General features: G+C 38.2%; 18 protein-coding genes and 1 tRNA gene. 17 read left to right on the plus strand and 2 right to left on the minus strand.

All coding sequences use genetic code 11. From position 1 onward, the window contains the following. Positions 1-61: 61 nt before the first annotated feature. Positions 62-4,147, plus strand: coding sequence for a response regulator (locus JS578_02975; GenBank protein ID QRX64235.1), 4,086 nt, complete (start codon positions 62-64; stop codon positions 4,145-4,147). Here the strand turns inward: JS578_02975 and JS578_02980 are convergent. Both JS578_02980 and JS578_02985 read right to left on the minus strand, forming a co-directional pair. Continuing rightward, positions 4,145-4,219: transfer RNA gene (locus tag JS578_02980), tRNA-Val, on the minus strand. The two genes, JS578_02975 and JS578_02980, sit on opposite strands and share 3 nt — an antisense overlap. Before the next feature lie 60 nt (positions 4,220-4,279). Beyond that, positions 4,280-4,423, minus strand: coding sequence for a hypothetical protein (locus tag JS578_02985; protein QRX64236.1), 144 nt, complete (start codon positions 4,421-4,423; stop codon positions 4,280-4,282). Positions 4,424-4,837: 414 nt separating this feature from the next. On the opposite strand from JS578_02985, the gene JS578_02990 reads away from it, so the two are divergent. The 16 genes from JS578_02990 (at position 4,838) to tnpB (ending at position 24,771) form a co-directional block, all read left to right on the plus strand. After that, positions 4,838-5,137: a transposase gene (locus JS578_02990; GenBank protein QRX64237.1), complete on the plus strand. Its 300-nt coding sequence runs from the start codon at positions 4,838-4,840 to the stop codon at positions 5,135-5,137. Positions 5,138-5,187: 50 nt separating this feature from the next. Continuing rightward, positions 5,188-5,925, plus strand: a complete 738-nt coding sequence (locus JS578_02995) for an IS3 family transposase (protein QRX64238.1) — start codon at positions 5,188-5,190, stop codon at positions 5,923-5,925. 433 nt (positions 5,926-6,358) lie between these two features. Beyond that, positions 6,359-9,733, plus strand: coding sequence for a DEAD/DEAH box helicase family protein (locus JS578_03000; protein QRX64239.1), 3,375 nt, complete (start codon positions 6,359-6,361; stop codon positions 9,731-9,733). A 78-nt stretch (positions 9,734-9,811) separates the two neighbouring features. Continuing rightward, positions 9,812-13,573, plus strand: a complete 3,762-nt coding sequence (locus JS578_03005; GenBank protein ID QRX64240.1) for an Eco57I restriction-modification methylase domain-containing protein — start codon at positions 9,812-9,814, stop codon at positions 13,571-13,573. Beyond that, positions 13,573-15,303, plus strand: coding sequence for a hypothetical protein (locus tag JS578_03010; GenBank protein QRX64241.1), 1,731 nt, complete (start codon positions 13,573-13,575; stop codon positions 15,301-15,303). The genes JS578_03005 and JS578_03010 overlap by 1 nt, the downstream gene beginning before the upstream one ends. Positions 15,304-15,413: 110 nt before the next feature. After that, positions 15,414-16,511, plus strand: a complete 1,098-nt coding sequence (locus tag JS578_03015) for a hypothetical protein (GenBank protein QRX64242.1) — start codon at positions 15,414-15,416, stop codon at positions 16,509-16,511. Positions 16,512-16,513: 2 nt separating this feature from the next. Further along, complete coding sequence (locus JS578_03020; protein ID QRX64243.1) at positions 16,514-18,037, plus strand: hypothetical protein; 1,524 nt, start codon at positions 16,514-16,516, stop codon at positions 18,035-18,037. Positions 18,038-18,039: 2 nt separating this feature from the next. Then, complete coding sequence (locus tag JS578_03025) at positions 18,040-18,891, plus strand: hypothetical protein (GenBank protein ID QRX64244.1); 852 nt, start codon at positions 18,040-18,042, stop codon at positions 18,889-18,891. An 80-nt stretch (positions 18,892-18,971) separates the two neighbouring features. Beyond that, the gene (gene istA, locus JS578_03030) at positions 18,972-20,549 is read left to right on the plus strand and encodes an IS21 family transposase (GenBank protein QRX64245.1); all 1,578 of its coding nucleotides are present in this window, start codon (positions 18,972-18,974) and stop codon (positions 20,547-20,549) included. Next, on the plus strand, positions 20,515-21,270 hold the full coding sequence (gene istB, locus JS578_03035; protein ID QRX64246.1) for an IS21-like element helper ATPase IstB: 756 nt from the start codon (positions 20,515-20,517) through the stop codon (positions 21,268-21,270). The genes istA and istB overlap by 35 nt, the downstream gene beginning before the upstream one ends. After that, positions 21,260-21,406, plus strand: a complete 147-nt coding sequence (locus tag JS578_03040) for a hypothetical protein (GenBank protein QRX64247.1) — start codon at positions 21,260-21,262, stop codon at positions 21,404-21,406. The genes istB and JS578_03040 overlap by 11 nt, the downstream gene beginning before the upstream one ends. 415 nt (positions 21,407-21,821) lie before the next feature. After that, positions 21,822-22,352, plus strand: a complete 531-nt coding sequence (locus tag JS578_03045; protein ID QRX64248.1) for a hypothetical protein — start codon at positions 21,822-21,824, stop codon at positions 22,350-22,352. Further along, positions 22,343-23,401: a DNA adenine methylase gene (locus tag JS578_03050; GenBank protein ID QRX64249.1), complete on the plus strand. Its 1,059-nt coding sequence runs from the start codon at positions 22,343-22,345 to the stop codon at positions 23,399-23,401. Before JS578_03045 ends, JS578_03050 begins: the two co-directional genes overlap by 10 nt. Positions 23,402-23,525: 124 nt before the next feature. Continuing rightward, entirely contained in the window at positions 23,526-23,993 is a 468-nt protein-coding gene (locus JS578_03055; protein QRX64250.1) for a transposase, read from the plus strand. A 57-nt stretch (positions 23,994-24,050) separates the two neighbouring features. Then, positions 24,051-24,428, plus strand: coding sequence for an IS66 family insertion sequence element accessory protein TnpB (locus JS578_03060; GenBank protein ID QRX64251.1), 378 nt, complete (start codon positions 24,051-24,053; stop codon positions 24,426-24,428). Next, a complete protein-coding gene (gene tnpB, locus JS578_03065; protein ID QRX64252.1) occupies positions 24,412-24,771 on the plus strand; it encodes an IS66 family insertion sequence element accessory protein TnpB in 360 nt (119 codons plus the stop codon). The genes JS578_03060 and tnpB overlap by 17 nt, the downstream gene beginning before the upstream one ends. The last annotated feature ends 45 nt before the right edge of the window (positions 24,772-24,816 follow it).

Raw genomic sequence — 24,816 nt, forward strand, 5'->3', positions numbered from 1 at the left:
TACAACGCAAAGAATCAGGTGCAGGAGTTGATGCTACTTAAATCTTTGCTATTTTTGCACCATGTACAGACTTCTCCTCACACTTATCACCTGCATCCTGTCGATGTCGCTTCATGCCGCACCCTTCTACATCAGCCGCATCACGACGGAAGAGGGCTTGTCGAACGGTTACATCATGGGTATCACCCAGGACAGGAACGGATTTATCTGGTTCGCTACCGAATCGGGACTGAACCGTTATGACGGCAGGCAGTTTCGCACCTATAAGAAAGAGAACTCACAGTCAACCACCACCTCCATCTCAGGCAACGAACTGAACCGTGTCTATGCCGACAGGTTTCAGGATATCATATGGATTGCTACACAACGAGATGGACTGAATGCTTTCAATACGATTACAGAGGAGTTTACCCATTACATTCACAACGATGAATCAACTACGAGTCTGATCACAAACGATGTGACAGACGTGACAAATTCTCACAACGGCAACCTGTGGGTGACAACCTACTGGCGGGGGTTCGACTACCTCGATATTGCGACAGGCACGTTTACGCACTACCACACCGGAACACTACCAGAATTGGCAAGCGATAACATCTGGTCGGTCGCGGAAAACAGCAAGGGACTGCTCTTCCTGGGACATGTGAATGACGGGCTCACGATCTTTGATCCGGCGACGAAGAAAACCCGGAACTACAGGAACAACGAAGCTGATTCACGCAGCATCCCCGGCAACCAGGTATACAAGGTCTTCATCGACAGAGATGACAACCTCTGGGTGGGCACTGACCGGGGACTGGCTCTCTTCCACCCCGATAGCGAACAGTTCACCCGGTTCAGGCACAATCCCATGAATCCCGGCTCCCTCATCTCCAACAACGTCTATGACATCATGCAGGACAACACCGGACGCCTATGGATTGCCACCGAGAACGGAGGGGTGAGCATCCTCGATATGCATCAGGAATGGTTCTCTTCACCGGGCGATGTCACTTTCACAAACATCTACCCCGGCACCACCTACAACACCCTCTCGAACAAATCGGTGCGGAGCATCTTCCAGGATCACTTCGGCAATGTATGGATTGGCACCTACGGCGATGGTGTCAACTTCATCAGTTACCGCGACACACCCTTTCGTCTCATCAACAGACTCTCACCCGAGTATTCACTGAGCGATGACATCGTGATGGCTATCAGCAGCGACGAACAGGGACGTCTATGGGTGGGAACGGATAACAGCGGAATCGACCTGCTGCAGGAGAAGGATAAACAGCGCAACTTCAACACCGAAAACTCTGCGCTGACCGACAATGCCATCATTGCTGCCTTCAGAGACTCCCGTAACAACCTCTGGTTCGGATCCTACTCGGGAGATGTAACCCGCTGGAATGCATCAATCGGGAGACTGGAAGGAATGGGGAACCGCATTGCCAGTGATGTAAGATGTTTTGCCGAAAACGACCGCCGCGAGATCCTCATCGGCAACGGAAAGGGGATAGAGATTTATGACCATACGGGCAATTGGGTGCGCAGTTATTCCAGAAGAGAAGGCACCTTGCGCGAGGATCAGGTGCGAAGCATCGTACTGGACAGCAACGCCAATATATGGGTGGGCTCCTTCGGTGACGGCCTCACCATCTACGACAGGGAGATGAACGAGCAGCGCCATTTCACCATCAACCAGCAGTTCCCCTCCAACAGGGTGAACCATATGATCCGCGACAACGATGGAAATATATGGATTGCGACAGGAAACGGGCTGGTACTTTTCAAACCTGAGGGGAAAGGTGAGAAATTTGAGATATTGAACAGTGAACAGGGTCTCAACGACACGCATATCCGTGCAATCGCTGCCGACAAGAGAGGCAACGTCTGGGTGAGCACATTGAGCGGTATCAGCATGTTCAACAGAGAGAAACAACGTTTCTACAACTACGACAGCGCCTATGGTGTCCCCATGGGTGATTTCATGAGCGGTGCGGTAACCACAACAGCAGACGGCATGATTCATTTTGGCTCTCACTATGGGTTATGCTCGTTCCACCCCGAAGAAGTGACCTCTGAAATCAAACCTTCACCGGTGATCATTACCGACTTCTTTCTGCATCGTGGCGATGAGATCAACGACAGCGAGTTGAGATTGCCGGTGATGCCGAAAATAAGACTCAGCCACAACGACAACTCGTTCAAGGTGGCTTTCGGAGTACCGGACAAATCGCTCAGCGACCTGATGGCATATTCATACAAACTCGAGGGACTGGATGAGCGTTGGTATGATACACACGGCGACAACAGCATCGTCTTCCGCAACCTGCCGCCGGGAGATTACACTCTTTATATCAGGGCAATGATACCCAATCAGGTATGGGAAGAGAATATGACACAAATGTCGATCAAGGTGATTCCTCCATTCTGGGCCACCTGGTGGGCTAAGCTCATCTACCTGCTGCTCACCGCTGTCGTGCTTCTGTTCATCATCCGATTCTACAAACAGAGGCTGCTGTTGGAAAACTCACTCATTCTGGAGAAACAGGATCACGACCGTGAGCAGCGTCTGAACACCGAGAGGATGCGATTCTTCACAAACATCACCCATGAGCTGCGCACCCCCCTTACTCTGATCCTCGGACCGTTGGGCGACCTGAGGGAAGATAAATCACTCACTATGGCTCAGGGCAAAAAAATCTCACTGATACAAAAGAGTGCCGACAGGCTGCTCAACCAGATCAATACCATCCTTGAGTTTCGAAAAACAGAATCACAAAACAAACAACTGGTGGTCAGATTCTCAAACCTGGAGACGCTGATTCGTGATGCCGGTTACAAGTACAAGGAACTGAACAGCAACGGTAAAATCACCATTCAAACCATGATTGAGGAGGGCGAATACCGGCTCTGGTACGACCCGGAGATTGTATCGACCATTGTGGAGAACCTGTTATCGAACGCTGTGAAGTTTTGTGATGAGGGGTCGGTAACCCTCAGCCTCTATCATGTGGAGGAATCGGGAGTACCTTTCACTGAGATTGCAGTGACAGACACCGGCGTGGGCATTGATCAGGATACCCTGCCCAGGATCTTCGATCGTTACTACCAGGATGTGCAGAGCAAGTACCGCATGGGCACAGGGATAGGGCTGGCACTGGTCTACAGCCTCGTGAAGCTGCATGAAGGGGAGATCTTCGCCGATAGTAAACCGGGTAAGGGCTCCACCTTTCGTTTCAGATTGCATACAGACAACCGCTATCCCCATGCCATTCATGAGAGTGAGAACGAGAATGAGAAAGAACAACAATCGCTCCCGGAACAACATCCGGAAGAAGTGGCAGGTGATGACCAGAGACCTGCAACAGGGAGTAAGCTGAAAATACTGGTTGTGGAGGACAATATTGATATTCTCAATTATATCGAAGAGTCGCTCTCAGAGAGGTATACCATCTATACAGCTGCCGACGGCAAAAAGGGACTGGAGAAAGCACGTAAGTTGATGCCCGATCTTGTGATCAGCGACATCATGATGCCGGAAATGGATGGGGTGGAGATGATGAAACGAATGAAGGATGATCTGCTTACAAGCCATATCCCCATTATCCTGCTCACAGCCAAAAGCTCCATTGAAGATCGCACTGAGGCATACGAGACAGGTGCTGAGTCGTTTATCACCAAGCCCTTTTCTGCTCGACTCCTGCATTCCCGAATTACCAATCTACTGGAGACCAGAAAACAGCTGATCGACAAGGTGAGGCTCACGGCCAACATGACCGACAAGGCAGAGATACTGGCCACATCACTCAGTGCGCTGGACAGTGAATTCATTCAAAAGCTGGAGAAGGTGATCAATGCCCACCTGGAGAATGACAGACTGGAAGTGAACTTTATCGCTGACAAGATGAACATGAGCCACTCCACACTCTACCGTAAGGTAAAGGCCATTACCGGGATGAACGTGAACGGTTTGGTGCGCAAGCTACGTGTGCAAAGAGCTGAGGAGCTATTGCTCACAGGTGAACATACCATCTCTGCAGTATCGATGATGGTAGGTTTCAACAGCAACGCCAATTTCAGAAAATGCTTCAGGGAGGAGTTCGGGCTTGCACCCAGTGAATACCTGAAACATATGAACAGGAAAGAGAAGAAGTGAACCGTACTGGATTCGAACCAGTGACCTCTGCCCTGTCAAGGCAGCGCTCTAAACCAGCTGAGCTAACGGTTCGGGAGCACAAAAATAACAATTATTCCGATACATCCCGCATCATCGGAGCAGAAAAATCAATTAACAACAACCGATGTCAGAAATATCTTCCGCAGCATCCTGCTGGCTTGGCTCGTGCTGAAGCTCTACGATGAGCCGCTGCGCCGCTACCTCTCCAAACGGTTCAAATAGAATCCCGGCACAAAGTGTGACAACTTGTGTCATTTGCATCCATGATTTCGAAGACAATGGTCGCCTAATTGGCTATACAAAGGCAAGGAATCGGCCTCTGCCACTCCAATAATTTTTGGAGGGGCTTGGGAGAGACATTGGAGAGGCATTGGAGGGGCACCAGCCCAGTCAATGCCGAATGGTTGCGAATAGGTTGTATATTATACAAATATAATTGCAGGACTAAAAACATTGAGTAAATTTGCTCATCATATTGAGTAAATTTACTTTTATGAAGGTAACTGGGTTTGAGGTGAAAAGCGGAATGAAAGCAGAAAATGCAGGAATGGCTGTTTTTGTGAAGTCATTCTCAAGCTGAAGTTGTCCAACTTTCTTGAAGAGAGCCTCTTGGAATTACTAACTTAGCGGGGACACAGAGTTAAGCATAAAAGCTTATTTTTGTGTAATATGAGAAAACAAAGAACACATTTTGACAAGGCATTCAAAGAGAATGCGGTTAAACTCAGTTTAGAGCGCAAGAATGTTTCCGAGCTTGCACAGGAATTGGGTATTGCCCCCTTTCTTCTATATCGTTGGCGGAAAGAATACCAGCAGAAAGGTGAAGCCAGTTTTCCCGGACACGGAGTCCAGTCATTAAGTGAGGACACCAAAAGGATTGCTGAACTGGAAAAACGTCTGGGTGAAGCTGAAACGGAGCGGGACATATTAAAAAAAGCTTTGAGCATCATCTCCAAGAGAGATCGTTGATCTATCTCTTTATCAAGGAATACAACTCTAAACAATGGACGATCGAGGTGATGTGTAAAGTACTGAAAGTGCCCAGGAGCAGTTATTACCGCTGGCTTAAAGATCCGGAGGGCGCGCGTAAGCGTAAGTATATGGAGCTGGACGAAAAGATCAGGGATGCCTATTTTGCTGCCAAGGGACGCAATGGAAGCCCCCGGCTGGCGAAGGATTTGCAGGTATCCGGAACTCCCGTCTCGAGAACCACCGTAGCATGCCATATGAGGGAAATGGGCTTGCGCAGTAAACTCTCGAGACGATTCAAAGTGACGACGGATGCCTCTCACAACTATAAGGTTGCTCCAAATCTGTTGAATCGCGAATTTAATCATAAAGAGCCTGTGAAAGCGTGTGTCTCCGACCTGACCTATACCGTAGTCCCGGCTATCAGGATGGCCAATAGGAACAGACCTTCTGGAGAAGGATTGATATTTCATTCTGACCGGGGCATCCAATATGCCTGCAAACAAACTGTAAACCTGTTGAAATCCTTGAAGCTGGAGCAAAGTATGAGTGGAAAGGGAAATTGTTGGGATAATGCTGTGGCTGAAAGCTTTTTCAAAACTTTCAAATCTGAATTGGTCTATGGTACCAAACTCAAAACAAGAGAGCAGATGCGCTTGCATGTATTTGAATATATTGAAACCTGGTATAATCATAAAAGGAGATTCTCAGCATTGGGTAACTTAACCATTGATGAATTTTGGAATCAGTATAATCTTAAAAAAGAATCAATTAAAAATGTCGCTTAACTTTTTGTCTCAATTAAGTTTGCAAGACCAAATACAAGATTTGGATTAAAATTTATTTACTATAAAAATGCCATTTTTTGGTAGAGCAATACGACTTGCCTGTATTCACTACGAGGAAAATCGAGATGATTTTTTTGTAGACAAGTAGTTTATTTGTTTACTAACAGTTGTTTAACTATGAATAAACCGATAAGATCTACTAGATAAATTTGAGTATCAATTGAAATCTAATCCAAGTTCAAAATTATGCTCTGTAGAATCATATAAGCGCTGTTTTTTATTAATTTTGCTAAAATTCGTCAGATATTGACAAACACGATCAATAGAGGGAAGATTGATAGCCATTCTCAGCACAAAATATTCGTGTTTGAAGAAGACTGTTGAGTTTAGAATGATTCTTTATATTGCCAGAAATAAGTAATAAGCCATTGCTATGATTTTAGATAACGAGAACGAAAACTTAAAAGTTCATGAATGGATATCTTCTTATACAGAAGAAGGAAAACTGGATATTGTAACCGGATATTTCACCATCGGGGCATTAGCTTGGCTCTCGAAAGAGGTAAATAGTAAAATTTCAGATTTCAGGTTAATATTGGGAGATATTGTAAACATTGATTCCATTGATAACCGGCCGCTGGATCTTCTAAATGAAAATATCAGTATAGAAGCATCTTTAAAATTAAGTACCCTTTCTCAAGAAGCAGTAAAGTTTCTAAAACAGGAAAAAGTGACTGCAAAGACATTGGAGCCCAATTTCTGTCATGCTAAATGCTATCTTTTCAATCCTGAAAAAAAAGATGATAGAAATAAATATTTTGTTTCGGGTAGTTCAAATCTTACAGAAGCAGGTATTGGCTTAAAACAAACAAATAACTTTGAACTGAATATAGCCGAAACAGGAAATGGCAATCAATATAAAGAATTGATTTCTTGGTTCGAATCATTATGGAACAGGCAGCAGGCACACAAGGAAAAAACGTTAGTCGCTCTCGATGGAACTAAATCCAAAGTTGATTTCAAGCAATACTTAATTTCTGAAATCGAACGGGTTTTCATCAAATATAGTCCGCGGGAACTTTATTATAAAGTTCTGTTTGAGTTGTTTGGTAACCAAATGATGGAGAATGAGAATGATCCAAATTTCAACCGCCAGATAGGAAGGTTGGAGAATTCCGTCGTATACAATGACCTATATGATTTTCAGAAAAAAGGAGTTTTAAGTCTTATCAGGATGCTCCAGAAATACGACGGTGCAATCTTGGCTGATGCTGTGGGTTTGGGGAAAACATGGAGTGCATTGGCTGTTATTAAGTTTTTCCAATTACAAGGTAGGGAAGTATTGTTACTATGTCCCAAAAAACTGGAACACAATTGGAGACGTTATATGAAAAAACAAGACTCCCGGTTTGAGAAAGATCAGTTCGACTATTCCATTCGCTTTCATACAGATATGAATGATATGCGAATGGAGACATATAACGACAGGGCAGATAAATATTTTATCAATGATAAACCAAAACTGATCGTCATTGATGAAAGTCACAATCTCAGGAATGATAAGTCAAACAGGTATAAGTTTTTGCTTGAGCAGATTTTAGCAAAGAATGAGGATGTAAAAGTCCTGCTTTTATCCGCAACGCCCATCAATAATTCTCTAATTGATATTCGTAACCAATTTAAGTTGATGGTTCAAGGCGATTTGGAGGGGTATAATGAAAATTTAGGTGTCCGGAATCTGGATTATACTTTTAGGACTGCACAGAAAGTATTTAACGAGTGGAGGTCAGAGCCAAAACCAAGGATGAGTGAATTCATTAAAAAATTACCTGCAAACTTCTTCACTCTTACCGATTCGTTAGTTGTGGCAAGAACCCGTAAAATGATTGAAGGGCAGCAGACAGGACTTATTTTTCCGGCAAAGGCAAGACCTATCAATCTTTTTGTTACACCTACCCAGTTGGGTAATTTTGAATCATTCGAAGAATTGTTCGATCATTTTCCGCCCATGCTATCCGGCTACCAACCCTCCTATTATCTTGAAGAAGAAGAGAAGGATATACTTCACAATGAACGACAAAGAGATCGTTTCTTGGTGAAAATGATGTATATTTTGATGGTTAAGCGATTAGAATCTTCATGGTACTCATTTTATTCTACTGTGGAGAAGATTAAAGACCACCACCAAAATGCACTGGATAAGATAAGGGCTTATCAGGAAGGGAAGATTAATACTAAAATAAAGTACAAAGACGAGAATCTATTTAATGATGATGATTTGGAAAGCGAATATGAAGAACTCACTCTTGGTAAAAAGAGAAAAATAAGCCTATCAGATATCGATGCTGCTGGAAACTTGGAAATTTTCAAGAAGGATTTAAAGAAAGACCTCGACGCATTGGATAACCTTTTTATCAATCTTCAAAAATTTGAATCTAAAATAGATAAAGAGATTACTTATCCTGGCAACTTGTCTTCTTCAGACGATAAAATACAAACCTTAATTTCCAGAATTAACAAAAAACGAGCCTCTGGAAAAAACGGAGGCAACCCTAAGGTTGTAATTTTCACGGTTTACCGGGATACCGCCTTTTATCTATTTAATCAACTTAAAAGTCGGGGATTTGACAGATTAGCGATGGTTTCAGGATCCGGCTCATTCACAAGTGATTCAGATGAGGAATCCAAGAATTTTGAGCCCATTCTCGAACGATTCGCTCCTTATACAAAACTTTTTAAGGAAAAGGAATGGGATTTTCATCCAGGCAAGCATGGATTAGAGGCTTATGCAGAATGGATTGATTGGATAAAGATAAAACATCCAAAGACTTACCAAAAGATTCAAAAGCCGGTTGATATCCTTATTGCAACAGATGCTCTAAGCGAAGGACAAAACTTGCAGGATGCCGATATGGTTATAAATTATGATATCCATTGGAATCCTGTCCGCATCATTCAGCGTTTGGGGCGTATTGACCGTTTAGGAAGCCCCAATAATGAAATATTCGGTATTAATTTCTGGCCATCGAACAATATTAATTCTTATTTGAATCTACAAGGACGGATTGAACAACGGATGGCAGCCATGAAACTGGCCGGAGCAGAAGTAGATGAAGAGTTTTCAGAATCCTTTCAGCAAATGATTCATGATGAATCCTTGGATCAGAAAATGAATAACCGGATGATGGAACAGATGCAGATAACTTTCGATGATCTCGATGGTGAAGATACGTTTGGCTTTGATGATCTTTCTCTGGAAAGATACCGCCAAGATTTATTGGAAGAGTTTAATAAGGACAGGGATAAGTATTTACGAATGCCTAAAGGAATTTATACAGGATTCAAGGCAGATATAGAGATTTGTCCCGAGAGTGGACTTATAGCACTCCTTGGTTATCCTGCCAGAGCTGCGAAAGCGAAGAATCATGAATATAAGATTTTCGATCTTATTTATATCAATAAGCAAGGCTGTTTAGTGAAGTTAAATCAAAAGGATGTGCTGGATGTATTAACCCATCATAAGGATAAGAGCCGGTTTGTACCGGATGAGATAGATAGGGGTGAAAAATCGGCCATTGAGGAATTGGTTAACTCGCTAAAAAGTTGGCTAGACAGCCAAGCATACGAAGAACAGGTTCAAGAAGATGGTTCAACTAAGAAAGTGATGGGAAAGGAAATCAGGGATCTTTTATCTAAACTCAGAAAAGGAGACAAAGATGCGCTGACACGAGTGAAGGAAAATGTAAAGGTGGATGAAAAATATCAACTGGATAATTTCGATTTAATAACCTGGTTTCTGGTTTCATAGAGAAAAAGAATACAGGAAATAATGCAACATAGCCTGCAAAACATAGAAGAGTTAGAAATAAATTAAAGAATCTCGATAATGGATAGCATTAAGTTTTTTAGCGAATTACCTTTTATAGTTGCACTAAAATCGTTTTTTAACGATTTAAAAGTTCCCATGAATTATGTGGCTGACGAGCCTACAACAGCTAAAGACATTCTTAAAGATACTTATAAGGATAATGATACTTTCCAGTTGATTAATGATGTTTATTTTGTTGGGATGGTCGATGATGCCGCATTTGATGGCAATCAATCACTCGATGTAGAGAAAATTAAATCAGACTACGACGGTATTCTGATTTTTGGTATTACGCTGAAAGAACGCCCCAATGGGTTATTTCCCACCCGTTCCCAATTGGCTGAAATATCAAGGGCTTTTAATCGTGAGTTTTATTATACACCTGTAGTAGTGGTATTCAAGTATAATGATCATTTAGCTTTTGCCAATACGGAGCGGTTGAAATATAAACAGGAATGGAGAGAAGGTGAAAAGGCTGGAAAAGTGAGCTTATTGAGAGATGTTAGTATTAATCAACCTCATTCCGGACATTTGCGTATTCTCCGAGAATTGAAGGTTCCAACTACAGGAACTAAACGAATTGATTCTTTTGCTGCATTGTACCTATATTGGCAGGAAGTTTTTAGTGTCAATGTTCTCAACAAGAAATTCTATCTGGAACTTTCCAACTGGTATTTCTGGGCTATAAAACATGTAATCTTTCCCGGAAAACCGACGATGGAAGAAGCCATAAAAAAGAATGCTAATATTGATGACTTAATTCTAGAACATAAAGCAATAAATGTGATTCGTATGCTTACACGTTTGCTTTTTGTTTGGTTTATAAAAGAAAAGAAACTGATACCCGAAGAGTTATTTGAGTTGGAGGTACTTCAGAAAAAAATCCTTAAAGACATATCTCCTTATCATGAATATGGACTCTTTACGGAAAGAAGTGTTGAAGGTATCTATTACAAAGCCATACTACAAAATCTTTTTTTCGCCACTTTAAACTGTCCTATCAAAGCGGATAATATTGACAAGAGAAGTCGAGGCTTCAGGAATCAGGATCAGAATTATGGCGTTACATTCTTGATGAGGCACGAACAGTATTTTAAAGATAAAGATGCATTTTTAGAACTCGTCAATAGCAAGGTTCCTTTCCTGAATGGTGGTTTATTTGAGTGTTTGGATGAAAGGGGAGTTGGCGAAAAAAAAGATGAACGGACCTGGATTGATGGTTTTTCTGATAACCTACCTAAAGATCAGAAGTTGGTAGTCCCGGATTATTTGTTTTTTGGTCTTGAAGAAGAAACCGATTTAAGTGATGTTATAGGTATAAATGACAAAAAATACAAACGTGCTGCGGTAAAAGGGTTGATCAATATTCTGAAATCCTATAAATTTACCATTACGGAAAACACTCCTATCGAAGAAGATGTGGCTCTTGATCCTGAATTATTAGGAAAAGTTTTCGAAAATTTACTAGCAAGCTATAATCCTGAAACAAAAACTACTGCTCGAAAACAAACAGGTTCATTCTATACACCACGAGAAATCGTTAGTTATATGGTAGATGAAAGTTTGATTGCATATCTCAAAAATGCGATTAAAGAATGGAATGGGCTGGATGATAATTCTTTGGATAAAGCACTCAGATCTCTTATTTCTTTTGATAGTAAAGATTATCTTCTAAATAATCCTGATTTAAAAAAAGAAATAATTTCCAAACTCAATACCTGTACTATACTTGATCCAGCCTGTGGTTCAGGAGCATTTCCAATGGGGATATTGCAGAAAATGGTACATATTCTACAAAAGCTTGATCCTGATAACGATACATGGAAAGAAGTGCAATTAGAAAGAGCATACGAAGAAAGCAAGGCTGCATTTGAAATAGAAGATAAGCACACTCGGGAAGAGCGTCTATTGGAAATAAATGAAGTTTTCGACCAAAACGTTAATGATCCTGATTATGCACGTAAATTATACTTGATAGAGAACTGTATTTATGGAGTAGATATACAACCCATAGCTATTCAGATTGCCAAGTTACGTTTCTTTATCTCTCTAGTTGTAGAACAACGAGTAAACCCCAATAAAGTAAATTTTGGCATACGCCCTTTGCCTAACTTAGAAACCAAATTTGTAAGCGCAAATACTTTAATAGGGATAGAAAAACCAAGCGCACAGCTAAGCTTATATGATACTAAAGAAGTGAGAATTCTGGAATCTGAACTTAAGAAAGTGCGTAGCAAACTTTTTGGAGCAAAAAGTAAGGAAACAAAGCTTAAGCATCGGAAACGTGATGAAGAACTTAGGAATGCGATTGCAAATGAACTGGAAAAAAGTGGATGGAAGAGTGATACTGCCAAAAAATTAGCTAGTTGGGATCCTTATAATCAAAATGCGTCTTCAAACTTTTTCGACCCGGAATGGATGTTTGATATTAAAGATGGTTTTGATGTGATAATCGGAAATCCACCTTATATTAATGCAAATGAATTGAAAAAGAGACTTGGAGAATATGATTACGAATTTTTAAAATCAGGTTTTGTTTCTGCGAAAGGTACAATAGATATATATATACTATTTTTCGAATTTGGACTAAGGAATTTAAGTGAAATTGGTCATTTGATTTATATTACACCAAATCGATATCTTTCTGCAAGTTATGGAGAAGCATTACGTGGATTGATTCATGACCAATATTCAATAATAAGTATCTCTGATTTTTCAAGTGTGAAAGTTTTTGAGGCGGCCTCAACATATCCAATAGTGTCTTTAATCGGAAACTCTAAGCAAAGAAGACCCATAAGTATCAAAGAATTTAATGATAAATTCGAGATAAATAAAGAATGGGAAAATCAGTTTTCTGACTTGAATCTTCTTCCAGGAAAAATTTGGGGATTTCTTCTAAACAGTAAAATTGATATTGTGAAAATAATGATTTCTAAGGACCAATCTTTATCTTCTTGCGGAATTATAAATGCAACTTCTACTGCAAAAGAAGCTGATGAGTACCATGATTTAATTAATGAAAAAAAAGGGCTTAAGTTAATTAATACTGGCACCATTGATCGATTTTTACCACTTTGGGGTAAAAGCACATTAACAGACAAAGGATCAACTTTTTTAAAACCTTATCTTGATATAGATAGCAGAAAGATCTCTATGGCAAGGAAAAAGCTTTATCAAAGTCCTAAAATTATATTCGCAAAGATTGGTTTGAGAACGGAAGCCTTCTTTGATCAAAATGGGGAGTTTGCTTCTATAAATACAAATTGTATTCATTCATTTAAAACAGAATATCATCCAAAATATATTACTCTTTGGGTGAATTCGCTTTTATATCAATTTTTATTTAGTTGTTTTTTTGAGGGTTTAAAAATGGCAGGGGGATATCTTTTATATTCAGCTCCAAATTTAAAAAGCACATACATAAAGAAACCCTCACATGCAGAAACAAATGTTGCTATAAATTTGTATGATTTTCAGATTTGGTGTCTTCAAAATAATAATTCTATTAATATTGATACAATAATTGATGGTTACTTCTTCAATCTCTACTTCCCAGACCATATGAACGAGCGAGAAATAAATATTATTGAATTTGTGGAACAGGACATTGTGGAGGTAATGCAAGGAAGGGAATTTGATAAAATGAATAATGAGGAAAAAGAAAAAGTAATAGAACAACTTTCTGGAAAATGGAATCATCCTGATAATGGGATTAATAATCGTATTAAACTATTTGCTGTACGTAGTCCAGAGATTTTAAGACCAATCTTGGAAGGATAATGAAAAGAATTAAAGAAATTAAGATTAAGAACTTCAAAGCTTTTCAACAAGAACAAATTTTTCCTGTAAATGGAAAACATGTATTAGTTTATGGGAATAATGGTTCCGGAAAATCATCTTTGTTCTGGGCTTTGTACACTATGTTGCAAAGTAGCATCAAAAATGACGATGGTGTGAAGAAGTATTTCGAGAAATATGATGAATCAAATAAAAGTACCCATCAGACGTTGAAAAATGTTTTTATGAATGAAAATGAAGATTCATACATAAAATTGACAGCTATTGACACGGATACATTCCATGAGCAAACATATACTATTTCTTATGACGTTATCAACACAAACGAAGATACAGACCCGCTTATAAGGGAACTGAATATTGCAAGTGATTTTATTAATTATAAGTTATTGCACAACTTTTATCGTGCATCACACAAACACGAAGTAAATCTTTGGCCGGTCTTTGAAAGGGATATTTTTCCTTTTCTTACAGAAGGAACAAAAAATTGGTTAGAGGATATTATAAAGTTCCAAACATCAGATATTCCGAGAACTCCTAAAGGAGCAGCGGTTTCTCGAAGCAGAAAACAAAGATATATTGAAGGCATTGATGATTTAAATACAAGAGTCCAATTATTACTTACAAGTATAGCGGATAGTGCAAATTTTATTTTGAAGAATCATTTCTATAATGGTCAGGATGTTATCCGCATTTCTCTAAGTTTTGAAGGGAAATTTAAATTCAATTTAATCAAAGAAAGAATATGGGATGATAAAAAACAAGGTCAAAGGCATGATGAATTGCGCATAAAACTTGGAGTAGAAATATATGATGAGACCTATCCTGATAATTGGCGCAAAATAGAGCGTGTTCAATCTTTTCTCAATGAAGCGCAGCTTACCAGAATTGCCGTTGCTGTTCGTATAGGCGCATTACGAACCCGGCCATTAGCAGCCGCAAGATTTAAAATACTTGTTCTCGATGATATGCTGATTAGCTTAGACTTATCTAATAGGATGGATATAGTTCGTATAATACTCAATAAAGAAGAAAAAGAGGATCTTAAATTTTTTGATGGTCTGCAGAAATTTATATTCACCCATGATAAGGGATTTTTTAACCTGATACGAAGAAATACTGATGAAGAAGAATGGGTGTATTTTGATTTTAATAAAGATGAGAATAAACATAATGCCCCTGAAGTCAAAGAAAATAAAACCTCTCTACAAAGAGCTATCCGTTATTTTGAAGAAAACGAATTCGAGGCTTGTGGAAATGAATTGAGAAAAGAAGCAGAGGTTATTCTTACAGACTTTTTGGATCCGAATATGAAGAAATTCAATAAAGAATTTGAGGCACTGAGCGTTAAATTGGACAAAGCGTTTAATGAATTATCAAGCAAACGGCATCAAAAGTTTACACAACGATTTCTGTTGGATTTAGAGCCTGAAAAGTTGAGAAAGATAAGAACGGACTATTCTGGAGACGAGTCATTGACCGCACAAGAAAAACTCAGGTTGGACGGGATAAAAGAGAGGCTTTTCGACTTTTTAATAGAATTCAATGAAAAGAAGAACAGGAAGGAGTTGTTAATAGAACAAACAAAAGATATTCTTGATAGGATTATGAATGCTTCTTCGCATCATTCCGAGAATCCTATTCATAGAGAAGAATTAAAAGACGCAATCTCAAAGATGGTAGAATTAAAAGAACAACTGAAGCATGATTGATTCTTGGAAGCTATTAATTTAAAAAATAGTAACTTTGAACGGTTATAATTGAAATAATGATATGGTGAGTGGTAATCTGTAGAGTAACATTTTGATTCTATGGAGAATTTATGAAAGATAAAAATATAATATATAGTCTACATCGTCCGTTTCACAAACCATTGGTCAGTGTCAAATGGGTTTGTCAATACATGGGAAAAATGGAGAAAAGGAAGAAAAATATAATTCCTTCTTCCTTTTATTCCGATTTCTTTTTTTATTTTATTGATATCCTTGATAAGAAATATGATAAAAGAAAATCTACTGATGAACTTGAAGGCATTCCCCCACAAGAAACAATAAAAGAAATATTATCACATTTCAGTTGTTATTCTCGTAAGAAAAAGACAGCCTTATTGAAGGATATTTTGGCAAATAGAGAAAGTGATATTGATAGAAAAGTATATTCAACGTATAAAGCTACTTCTTATTATATCAATCTTGCCAAAGACAAGTTTGAATTAATAGGCAAGAACTATAAGCTTAGTGTTTGCGGCAAACAGTTAGCTTCAAGCCGAAGCCCATTTTTCTCGTTGTCAAAGGCTGAGCAGGAAATTATATTTGAAAGGATACTACATGCTGATTTTTATATGATAATTCCTTTATGCCTTTCTTTGAAAAGCATAAAGAGATATAAATGGGACATTCCAAGCATTCATTTATATTTTATAGAAAAAGTATATAACGTAAATCATTTTAAATATACTCAAGCAAGTATCACGAAAAATTACGATAACGTCAGATTATATTGGGTTGATTCTCTAAACGTATTGGATAAGAACATGAATATCAGGAAAAGATATCTTGATATTATATTAAATGACAACAGATACAGGGAGAGTTATAGTAATATGCAGCAAGATTTTATCCGTTTTGAGGCAGATTTTTTGATTTTTCAGAATCAAAAATTAGGATTCAATTCAAAATTGGAAAACTCATATAATAACAATCTAAAGAGCGGATTACATGATCAGAATTTTGTAAACTTATACGATATAAAAAAAGACTTTCGCCTCTCTTTTACTAATTTTGAGAGTATGCTGAATTCTTATTACGAATCGCAGAGGAAAAAACGATTGATCCTATTTAGTAATACAGTGACAAATATTGATAAAAGGAAGCGTTTCTATGTTCGTAATAAACCGGTTATCAAAATAAAAATATTTTAGTTATGGTCATTGAAAATTTATGGAATAAAATTGATCCGATACCAGCAACCGTAGAGCAATTAAAAAGGGATCTGAAGGAAGGAAAAGTTCCGGAGTTGCCTTACTTTATTGTAGATATGGATGCTGCTAAAAAGAAGATTTCAACTTACTTGGAAAGTCTTGATTTGACCTTTCAGACTTGTCTTGTTACTGCCAATTATGGAAATGGAAAAACGAATTTGCTTAAATATTTAAAATTATTATTTTCTGGAAATGAGAATATTAAAGTTGTATTTCTTCGTGCAGATGTCGATCAATATGATTTGATTTTATTTATCTTGAAAATTATTCAAGATAATTATCTAGACGATATAAAATCGTCCATTATACAGTTGAGAGAGAATAATTATAATACTCCAGATCTGGTATATTCGTACCAAGATGGCTTTGCAGCAATAAGAGATTATACCACTAAATTATTTTCGGAAGATGACGAGGATAAACTGGCTAGATTAATATATCTTGGAACGGGTAGGTTATATACAAAAAATAGTTTTAAGGAATTTGATTTGGAGCAACTAACTAATTTTAATCGTAGGGAGGTATTGGTTCTTTTTCTAAATATTCTTTCTGCAAACAACATTTATATAATATTTGGCATTGACGAAACTGAAAAAATTCAAGAAAAATCAAAACCAAGATTCGGGCATTTTTTAACTTCTTATCGAGAACTATATGACTTGTCTTCTTTGATAAAAGGTCATTTTCTGATAACCTGTTTTACGGATTCATCCGGAAAAAGTTCCCAATCATGGATCGAAGAAGTAAATCCTGCATTTTCTAGAAGAATTGTTGATCGGATCGTTGAGCTACCAATAATTACAAAGACCAAAGACTATAAGGAACTTGTGCAAAACCTGAATGAATTGTTTGAAACAAAGAAATCCCCGGAAGATATTGACAAAATAGTATCAAGTGTAAGAAAGAAAGGTTTGAGTAAAAATAGTGAGATTGTAAAATCAATTTGTACCGAATTATTTGAGGTGTCAGAGCAAAAAACTTTAGATGATTTGTTAGATCAATATGGCATAAGAGAGTTATTTGAGGAGACACGTGAAAGATTGCAGTTAGAAAATGCTTTCGCAAGATTAAACCTCAAGTTTTTTGATCCTCTCGAGGAATATTTAGTTGCAAACAATTATAGTAGTGGTGATTATGAAATAAAAACACAGGGGAGACAATCATATATCGATAAATCTCTAAATATTAGTCACTTGTTCTTGTTCACAACAGACTTTGATATAAATGTAACCCGAATTATAAATATTCAAGCTGACTATGAGCAGAATAAGCTTATTATTTATGTTCCTGAAGGATTAGATATTAATTATTCATATCTACATGATAAGGGTATTGATAATATTGAAATTGTAGACTATAACCCCGAAGATTTAATGACCTTGCTTGTGATGTATCGCGATGAGAATTTTGAGTTTGGGGATCAGATTAAGTCGGTAATTTCAAAATATACTAATAAAAATCTCTAATTATGTTCCAGTCGCAAAGTAAATATAAGTTATTTTCTTATTCATTTCTTTTCGAAAAAATAATCAGCCCATTTGTTGATCTGATTAGTGACTTTATATCGATAGAAGATGGCGATAATTGGGAAATTATCACTGCAATAGACTTTACTAATATAAATGAGGAATTAGCAAAGGAAATAGGTAATCTAAAAAGTAGAAATAACAAATTTAAAGAAGAACAACAAAAATGTGATGGAGGAACAGATGAATGTAAGGAAGCCTTACAAAAGGAAAAGGACGAGATAGAAACGGAACGTGAGAGGCTGAAAAGAAGGGGTTATGAAACGATAAACAAAGTTTTCATAGATAAAATCTTTGCCTCAGAAAATTTTTTGCTCTATCATAGAGCAAAAATAGTTTTTATTGACAAAAGAAATAAGTATATCATCGCAAAGAATGATAACATATTAAGTGTTTTCCAGACAGTATTAATAAAATCCCAATTAATTACCCAGCTTCTTGCTCATGTCAATAAGAGAGGTACTGTTAACTTTGGTGTACTTTCAAGTTTCGACAATAAGAATTTATATGAATCGGCTATCAATATAGACGAAATTAAAGGATTGACATGTCCAGTAATAAATTTATCCTACATTAAAGAGGATTTCAACAAAACTCCCATTGAGGGTGATGATATATGGATGTCCGAGATATTCCTTGAGGAATTCCTATTACCAGAAGTATATTCTCATAACAAGAACTATTTTATTCTCCAAGAGAAAGAAAAAAAATCCGGTGTAATTGTCGGTAATATTTGCTTTTTCTATGATAGTAATTCAATATCCTTAATTAAAGAGGATGTATATATTAATTAAAAAGTACCCCACATTTCAATTTAAAAGTATACCACTTACAACTATGAATGGATTTTATCCGTTCTTAACAAATGATAAGTATGTATACAAAACAGGAAATCATTATTAGCAGCTATCGTGATGGTAAAAGCCAGCGTACTATAGCCCGCGAACTGCAGATCAGTCGTAAGACTGTCAATAAGTACATTCAGGAGTATGAAGCAACTTTAGAATCCTCTGATTGCAAAGAGACAGCCGGTGCATTATTTTTATCCGGCAATCCAGTCTATAAGATGACTGTACCCCGCGGTAAACTAAAGCTTACAAACGATGTGCAAGAGTTTATAGATAAACTGCTTTCTAAAAACAAAGAGAAGCTTGAGCAGGGATTGCAAAAGCAGCTGATGAAAAAGAAAGACATCCATGATGCACTGCTTGATCATGGTTTTGATGTAGGATACACCACGCTGTGCAACTACATAAGGCTTAAAGAGAAGCAGCAGTCATCTAAAGAGGCATATATCCGTCAGGCTTATGCACCTGGTGATATATGTGAATTTGACTGGGGTGAGATTAAACTTTTGATTGGTGGTAAACGCACAAGCTTACAACTTGCTGTTTTCACCAGTGCCTACAGTAACTGGCGGTATGCTTTTATCTATAATCGTCAGGATACACTCGCGTTTATGGAAGCTCATACACGCTTCTTTGAGAAGATTGGCGGTGTATACCGTGAGATGGTTTATGATAATATGCGGGTTGCAGTAGCAAGGTTTGCAGGTAATCATGAGAAAGAGCCCACTCGCGCTTTACTGGAGCTTAGAGGTCATTATCAGTTTACTCACCGCTTTACCAACTTCTATCGCGGGAATGAGAAAGGTCACGTAGAGCGCAGCGTGGAGTACGTGCGCCGTAAAGCCTTTGCTCCCAAAGATGATTTTAACTCTGCCCATGAAGCTCAACGGTGGCTTGATTCCACTTTAGAGAGGCTTAACGGGGTTAAACAGCAGGGTACGGGCAAGAGTGCCAATATGCTTCTGGAGGAAGAGAGAAGAGTTCTGGGCAAACATCCGGTATCAGTGATGATTTGCAGTGAACAGATCCAGCTAAGAGCAGATAAATATGCAACCGTCAGCCATCAGGGCAACCGTTACTCTGTACCCGATCATCTGGTAGGCCTGTTTGTTGATGTGAGCATCAGAAGCAGAGAGGTATATATCTTCTTTGAAAATAAACGGGTTGCCATTCATTCCCGTAGCTACAAGCCTCATGACTGGGTAATTGATATAGAACATTACCTTGGCACATTCAAGAAAAAGCCGGGAGCTCTTGCCGGAAGCAAGGCTCTGGCAGACAATAATTATCTGAGAGATCTTTATCTCAACTTCTTCCAGGATGAGCCTCGTGAGTTTATTGAACTGTTATCTTACTGCCGTGAACAGATGGTTAGTGAAGAGAAGCTGGAAGAATCAGTAAAGCGATTACTTGGCACCTGTGCTGACAATGTTACTGTCGAGAGGCTGCTAGCTCTTATTGGTAACAAGCATCCTGTAACACCAATAACAGAGACCACAGATAATATAGCCATTAAAGCTAAAGAACAACTAACCTGGATTACCCAATTAATGCATCAAACAAACAACAATGGACAATATAAATCAGCAAATAGCAGAATATAGCAAAGCTCTCAGACTGCCTGTTTTCAGACGAGATTACAAAGAGCTTGCAGCAGAGGCTGCTAAAGAGAGGATCGATTATGAAGAGTACCTTCTAAGACTCATGGAACGTGAGTGGGAAGTTAAGCAGGAGAACCGTAAAAAAGCTCAGATAAGGAATGCCAGGTTCCCTTCCAAAATGTATCTGACTAACCTTGAGCGAGATCAATTGCCACAGGGTGCAAAGGAAAAACTGCCTCTGCTTGAAAGACTGGATTTTATAGCATCATCACAAAATGTGATACTATCCGGTAACCCGGGTACAGGCAAAACACACATAGCGATAGGGATTGGACTTAAAGCCTGTATGCAGGGATACAAAGTATTGTTTACAACCGTACACAGACTACTGACTCAATTACGTGAATCGCAGTCCCAAAAGACTTTAAAACAGGTTGAAAATCAATTTGAAAAGTATGATCTGGTAATATGTGATGAGTTTGGATATGTATCTTTCGATAAGCAGGGAGCAGAGTTGCTGTTTAATCACCTCTCTTTAAGAGCAGGAAGAAAATCAACCATCATAACAACAAACCTTGGCTTTGACCGGTGGGAAGAGATCTTTGGAGACCCAGTACTTACAGCTGCTCTTGTAGACAGGCTAACCCACAAAGCACATCTTGTAAATATGAATGGTGAATCGTACAGATTAAAGGAAACTAAAAAAATGATGAATGAAAAATGAAAATAACAGTCAGAATAAGAACGCCTGTTTCCCTGTTGTTGGCGGTACCGCCAACAACAGGGAAACAGACTTGGAGATTAATTTAAAATGGTATACTTTTGGATTGAAATACCGGTATACTTTTGGGGTGAAATAAACAAGAGGAACGGATAGTTGACTATTATTGGCATCTATTAAAAAATAATCTATACAGGCTACCTTCGCAACCTAATGGAGACAAACTGCCATTAGTTAAAGAGTTCAATGAGGAAGTAAAAAAAGAAGATTTTGCATACTTACTCTCAAACTTAAAAAAAAATCTATACGTAGAGGATATTGACATCCCTGTTGCATATCAGAAGTATTTCGAAGCCATTTTTAAACTCGATAAATTAAAGCATTTATCTGGTTATGAACTGTACTTGCCTTATAAATCAAATCGGGAATCATCCATTGTCGGTATTTATCATACTGACAGGAAGCCGTCGGAGACACATTATAATTTAGTTCATTGGATTAGTAGTCACGAAGAAAAAAACAAGATATATGAATTTTCAAATGAAAAACCCGATGTGAAAAAGAAGAAATTAATCTATGTTTTGAAACCGGAAATTAGTTTCTATTTCAGATATAAATATTTTGAAGACTTTTTTGAAGAGATATTAAAAGAATCAGGACTTAACTATATCTCAAATTATAAGGTTAAATACAAATCTAATGATAACGAAGCAGAATTCGATTTTATAATAAAAACAGATCAGAAGATTTACGTAATAGAGTTAAAAACAACGTTACGAAACGAGGAAATAGCCAAATACGAGAAAAAGTGTATGAAATTGATGCAAGAATTACCAACCATTCAAGATAATCTGGAATTTCTTATCATCGGATCATTGAGTGACGAAAATTGTGAAACGTATAGATATTATATAGAAGAAGGAAAAAAGCAATATCAAGATTACAATTCTAAACGGGAAGAAGTGAGTATAGTACCTTATAGGTTTACAATTCCCATTAGGTCATCTTCAGATAAAAAACTTGTATGTATCGCAGAGCCATCATTTGAAAGATTAAAGAGTATTATAGACGAAATATGTGTATAGAACGACAACTCCCTGTAACCAGATATTATGGTTCAAAGCGTAAATTAATAAAAAAGATATGGGAGGTATTTGATGAGCTCCACCTTCAATTTGGCTCTGTGTTAGATGTCTTTGGAGGATCAGGAGTGTTTTCATACTCTTCAAAATGTTGTAATAAAGATGTTACTTATAACGATATATTTACATTTAACTACTATATCGGAAAGGCTCTGTTAAGCAACTTTGCCTCTCCAATCGATCCGAATAGGATTTTGAATTTATTGAATGAACATGAAGGTATTTTATATAGGAATACAATAGAGGAAAATTATAGGGATGTCTACTTTTTGGATGAAGAAAATCATTTAATAGATGTCATAGTCCAGAATATTGACATAGAGTTTGATAATGAGTTCGAAAAGGCATCAGCTTTTTATGTTCTATTTCAAACTTGTTTAATAAAAAGACCATTTAATTTATTCCATAGAAAGAATCTCTCTTTAAGGACGAATCATATAACGTCGAATTTCGGTAATAAGATAACATGGGAAAAAAGTTTCCATGAATTATTCGAGCAATTCATCAAAGAACTGCAAGAGGTTCAATTTAATAATAGAAGAATCAATAATATTACGAACACGTCCGCTTTGAATTGTAATGTTGAAGCTGATTTGGTTTATATTGACCCTCCATATTTCAATTCCAAAGGCTCACACATTTCTTATCACTCTCGGTATCATTTTCTGGAAGGGTTGACTAATTATAATGAGTTGGAGGATTTTATCTCTTTAGAGAAGAATAATAAAGAGATTCAGATTAATCATTCAAAAGAATTTGAATCCAGATCGAACTTTTGCGACGATATGAGGCAGTTGCTTTCTAAGCACATCAATTCTATAATTGTGATCTCATACCGGGATAGTGGCTATCCGTCAATTGAAGAAATAAAAAAGATTTTATCAGAATTCAAACCGGAAGAGAATATTCATAGTATAAATCTTGGAGAGTATTCTTATGCTTTAAATAGAAGTAGGATTAAAGCTAATGAGTATTTAATTATCGGTCGATAATATTGCATGTATTTAGGGTCTGCTGAATAATAGATATCTATGCTGAAAATCAGTAAATTAAACGATATAAAATTTGCATAACTGCAAGAAATTGAGTATTTTTACTTCATAAACCTTGCATTTTATGATACGATACAAGAGCTCCAGACAGCTTTCAATTTCAGAGTTCAAGATGCCTTTTGAGGCAAAACTGGATGAGAATAACCGGTGGGTTGTCCTTTCAAAAATAGTTCCCTGGGAAGAGTTCGCCCGGCTTTATTACAAGAACTTCAAAAGCAACCGTGGTGCACCCACGAAGGATGCCAGACTTGTGCTTGGAGTGATTATCATCAAGCACATCATGAAGAGTGACGACCGTGGAGTGATAGAGATGATACAGGAGAACCCCTATATGCAGTATTTTCTTGGGCTTGAGGCCTTCACTTATGAACAGGTGATGACACCGTCACTGCTGGTATCCATCAGAAAGCGAATCGATCTTGATGTCTTTGAATCATTGACGGACGATTTAATAAGAAAAGGGTTGAAGCTGAAAGCCGGGACAAAACAAGAAAAGGCTGACACGGTTACGAAGGATGTAAGCCCCCGATAAAATACCCATTTTAGCGAAAATGGTTTTTTCCGATCTTTGCCTGCAAACCTATTTTCTATGAAGCCTGTAAGCAAAGAAGAATTCCTGGCGATACTGGAACGCCAACAGAAGAGCGGGTTAAGCATCAAGGACTTTTGTGCGAACGAGTCCTATACGGTCTCAAGCTTCCACTACTGGAAAACCAAGTTCGGACTCACCCGGCCCTATAACAATCATGCGCCGGATGCACCCACGGACATGCTGGCACCAATCAACTTAAACCTACCCATAAAAGCCCCTGTATCCTCGCCGGCCTCATCACCACGCAGCAGTCAGGGAGAGATCAGGATCAAGCTCCCGGGAGGTATCCAGGTCAGTTTCATTGGCAGTGCCCAGACAGAGATCGCTATCAATTTACTGAATCAAATCTGCTCACGCCATGTTCTGCCTGAATGATAATATGCGCTACTTCCTGTGTCCTGGGAAGACAGACATGCGAAAAGGGATGAACTCGCTCTGTGGTGTGGTTCAAAACCTGATGGGATATGATGTGCGCATGGGTGATGTCTTCATCTTCATCAATCGAAACCGTACAACCATGAAGCTTTTGCATGCAGAAGATGGAGGGTTGGTTCTGTACATGAAAAGGCTCGAGGAAGGCACCTTCCGCATTCCCGCGTACGATGAGAAGAGTCGTTCCTATCCCATGCAGTGGCGTGATCTGGTGATGATGGTAGAAGGGATACAGGATGATCCGGGCAGCCGGTTGAAGAGGCTCAAAGCGATGAGAAACGGGTAGTAAAAATAATCAGAAAAAGAGTGAAAATAATCTCCTGAAAGCTTG

Source organism: Dysgonomonadaceae bacterium zrk40 (genome assembly GCA_016916535.1).
GTDB lineage: Bacteria > Bacteroidota > Bacteroidia > Bacteroidales > Dysgonomonadaceae > Proteiniphilum.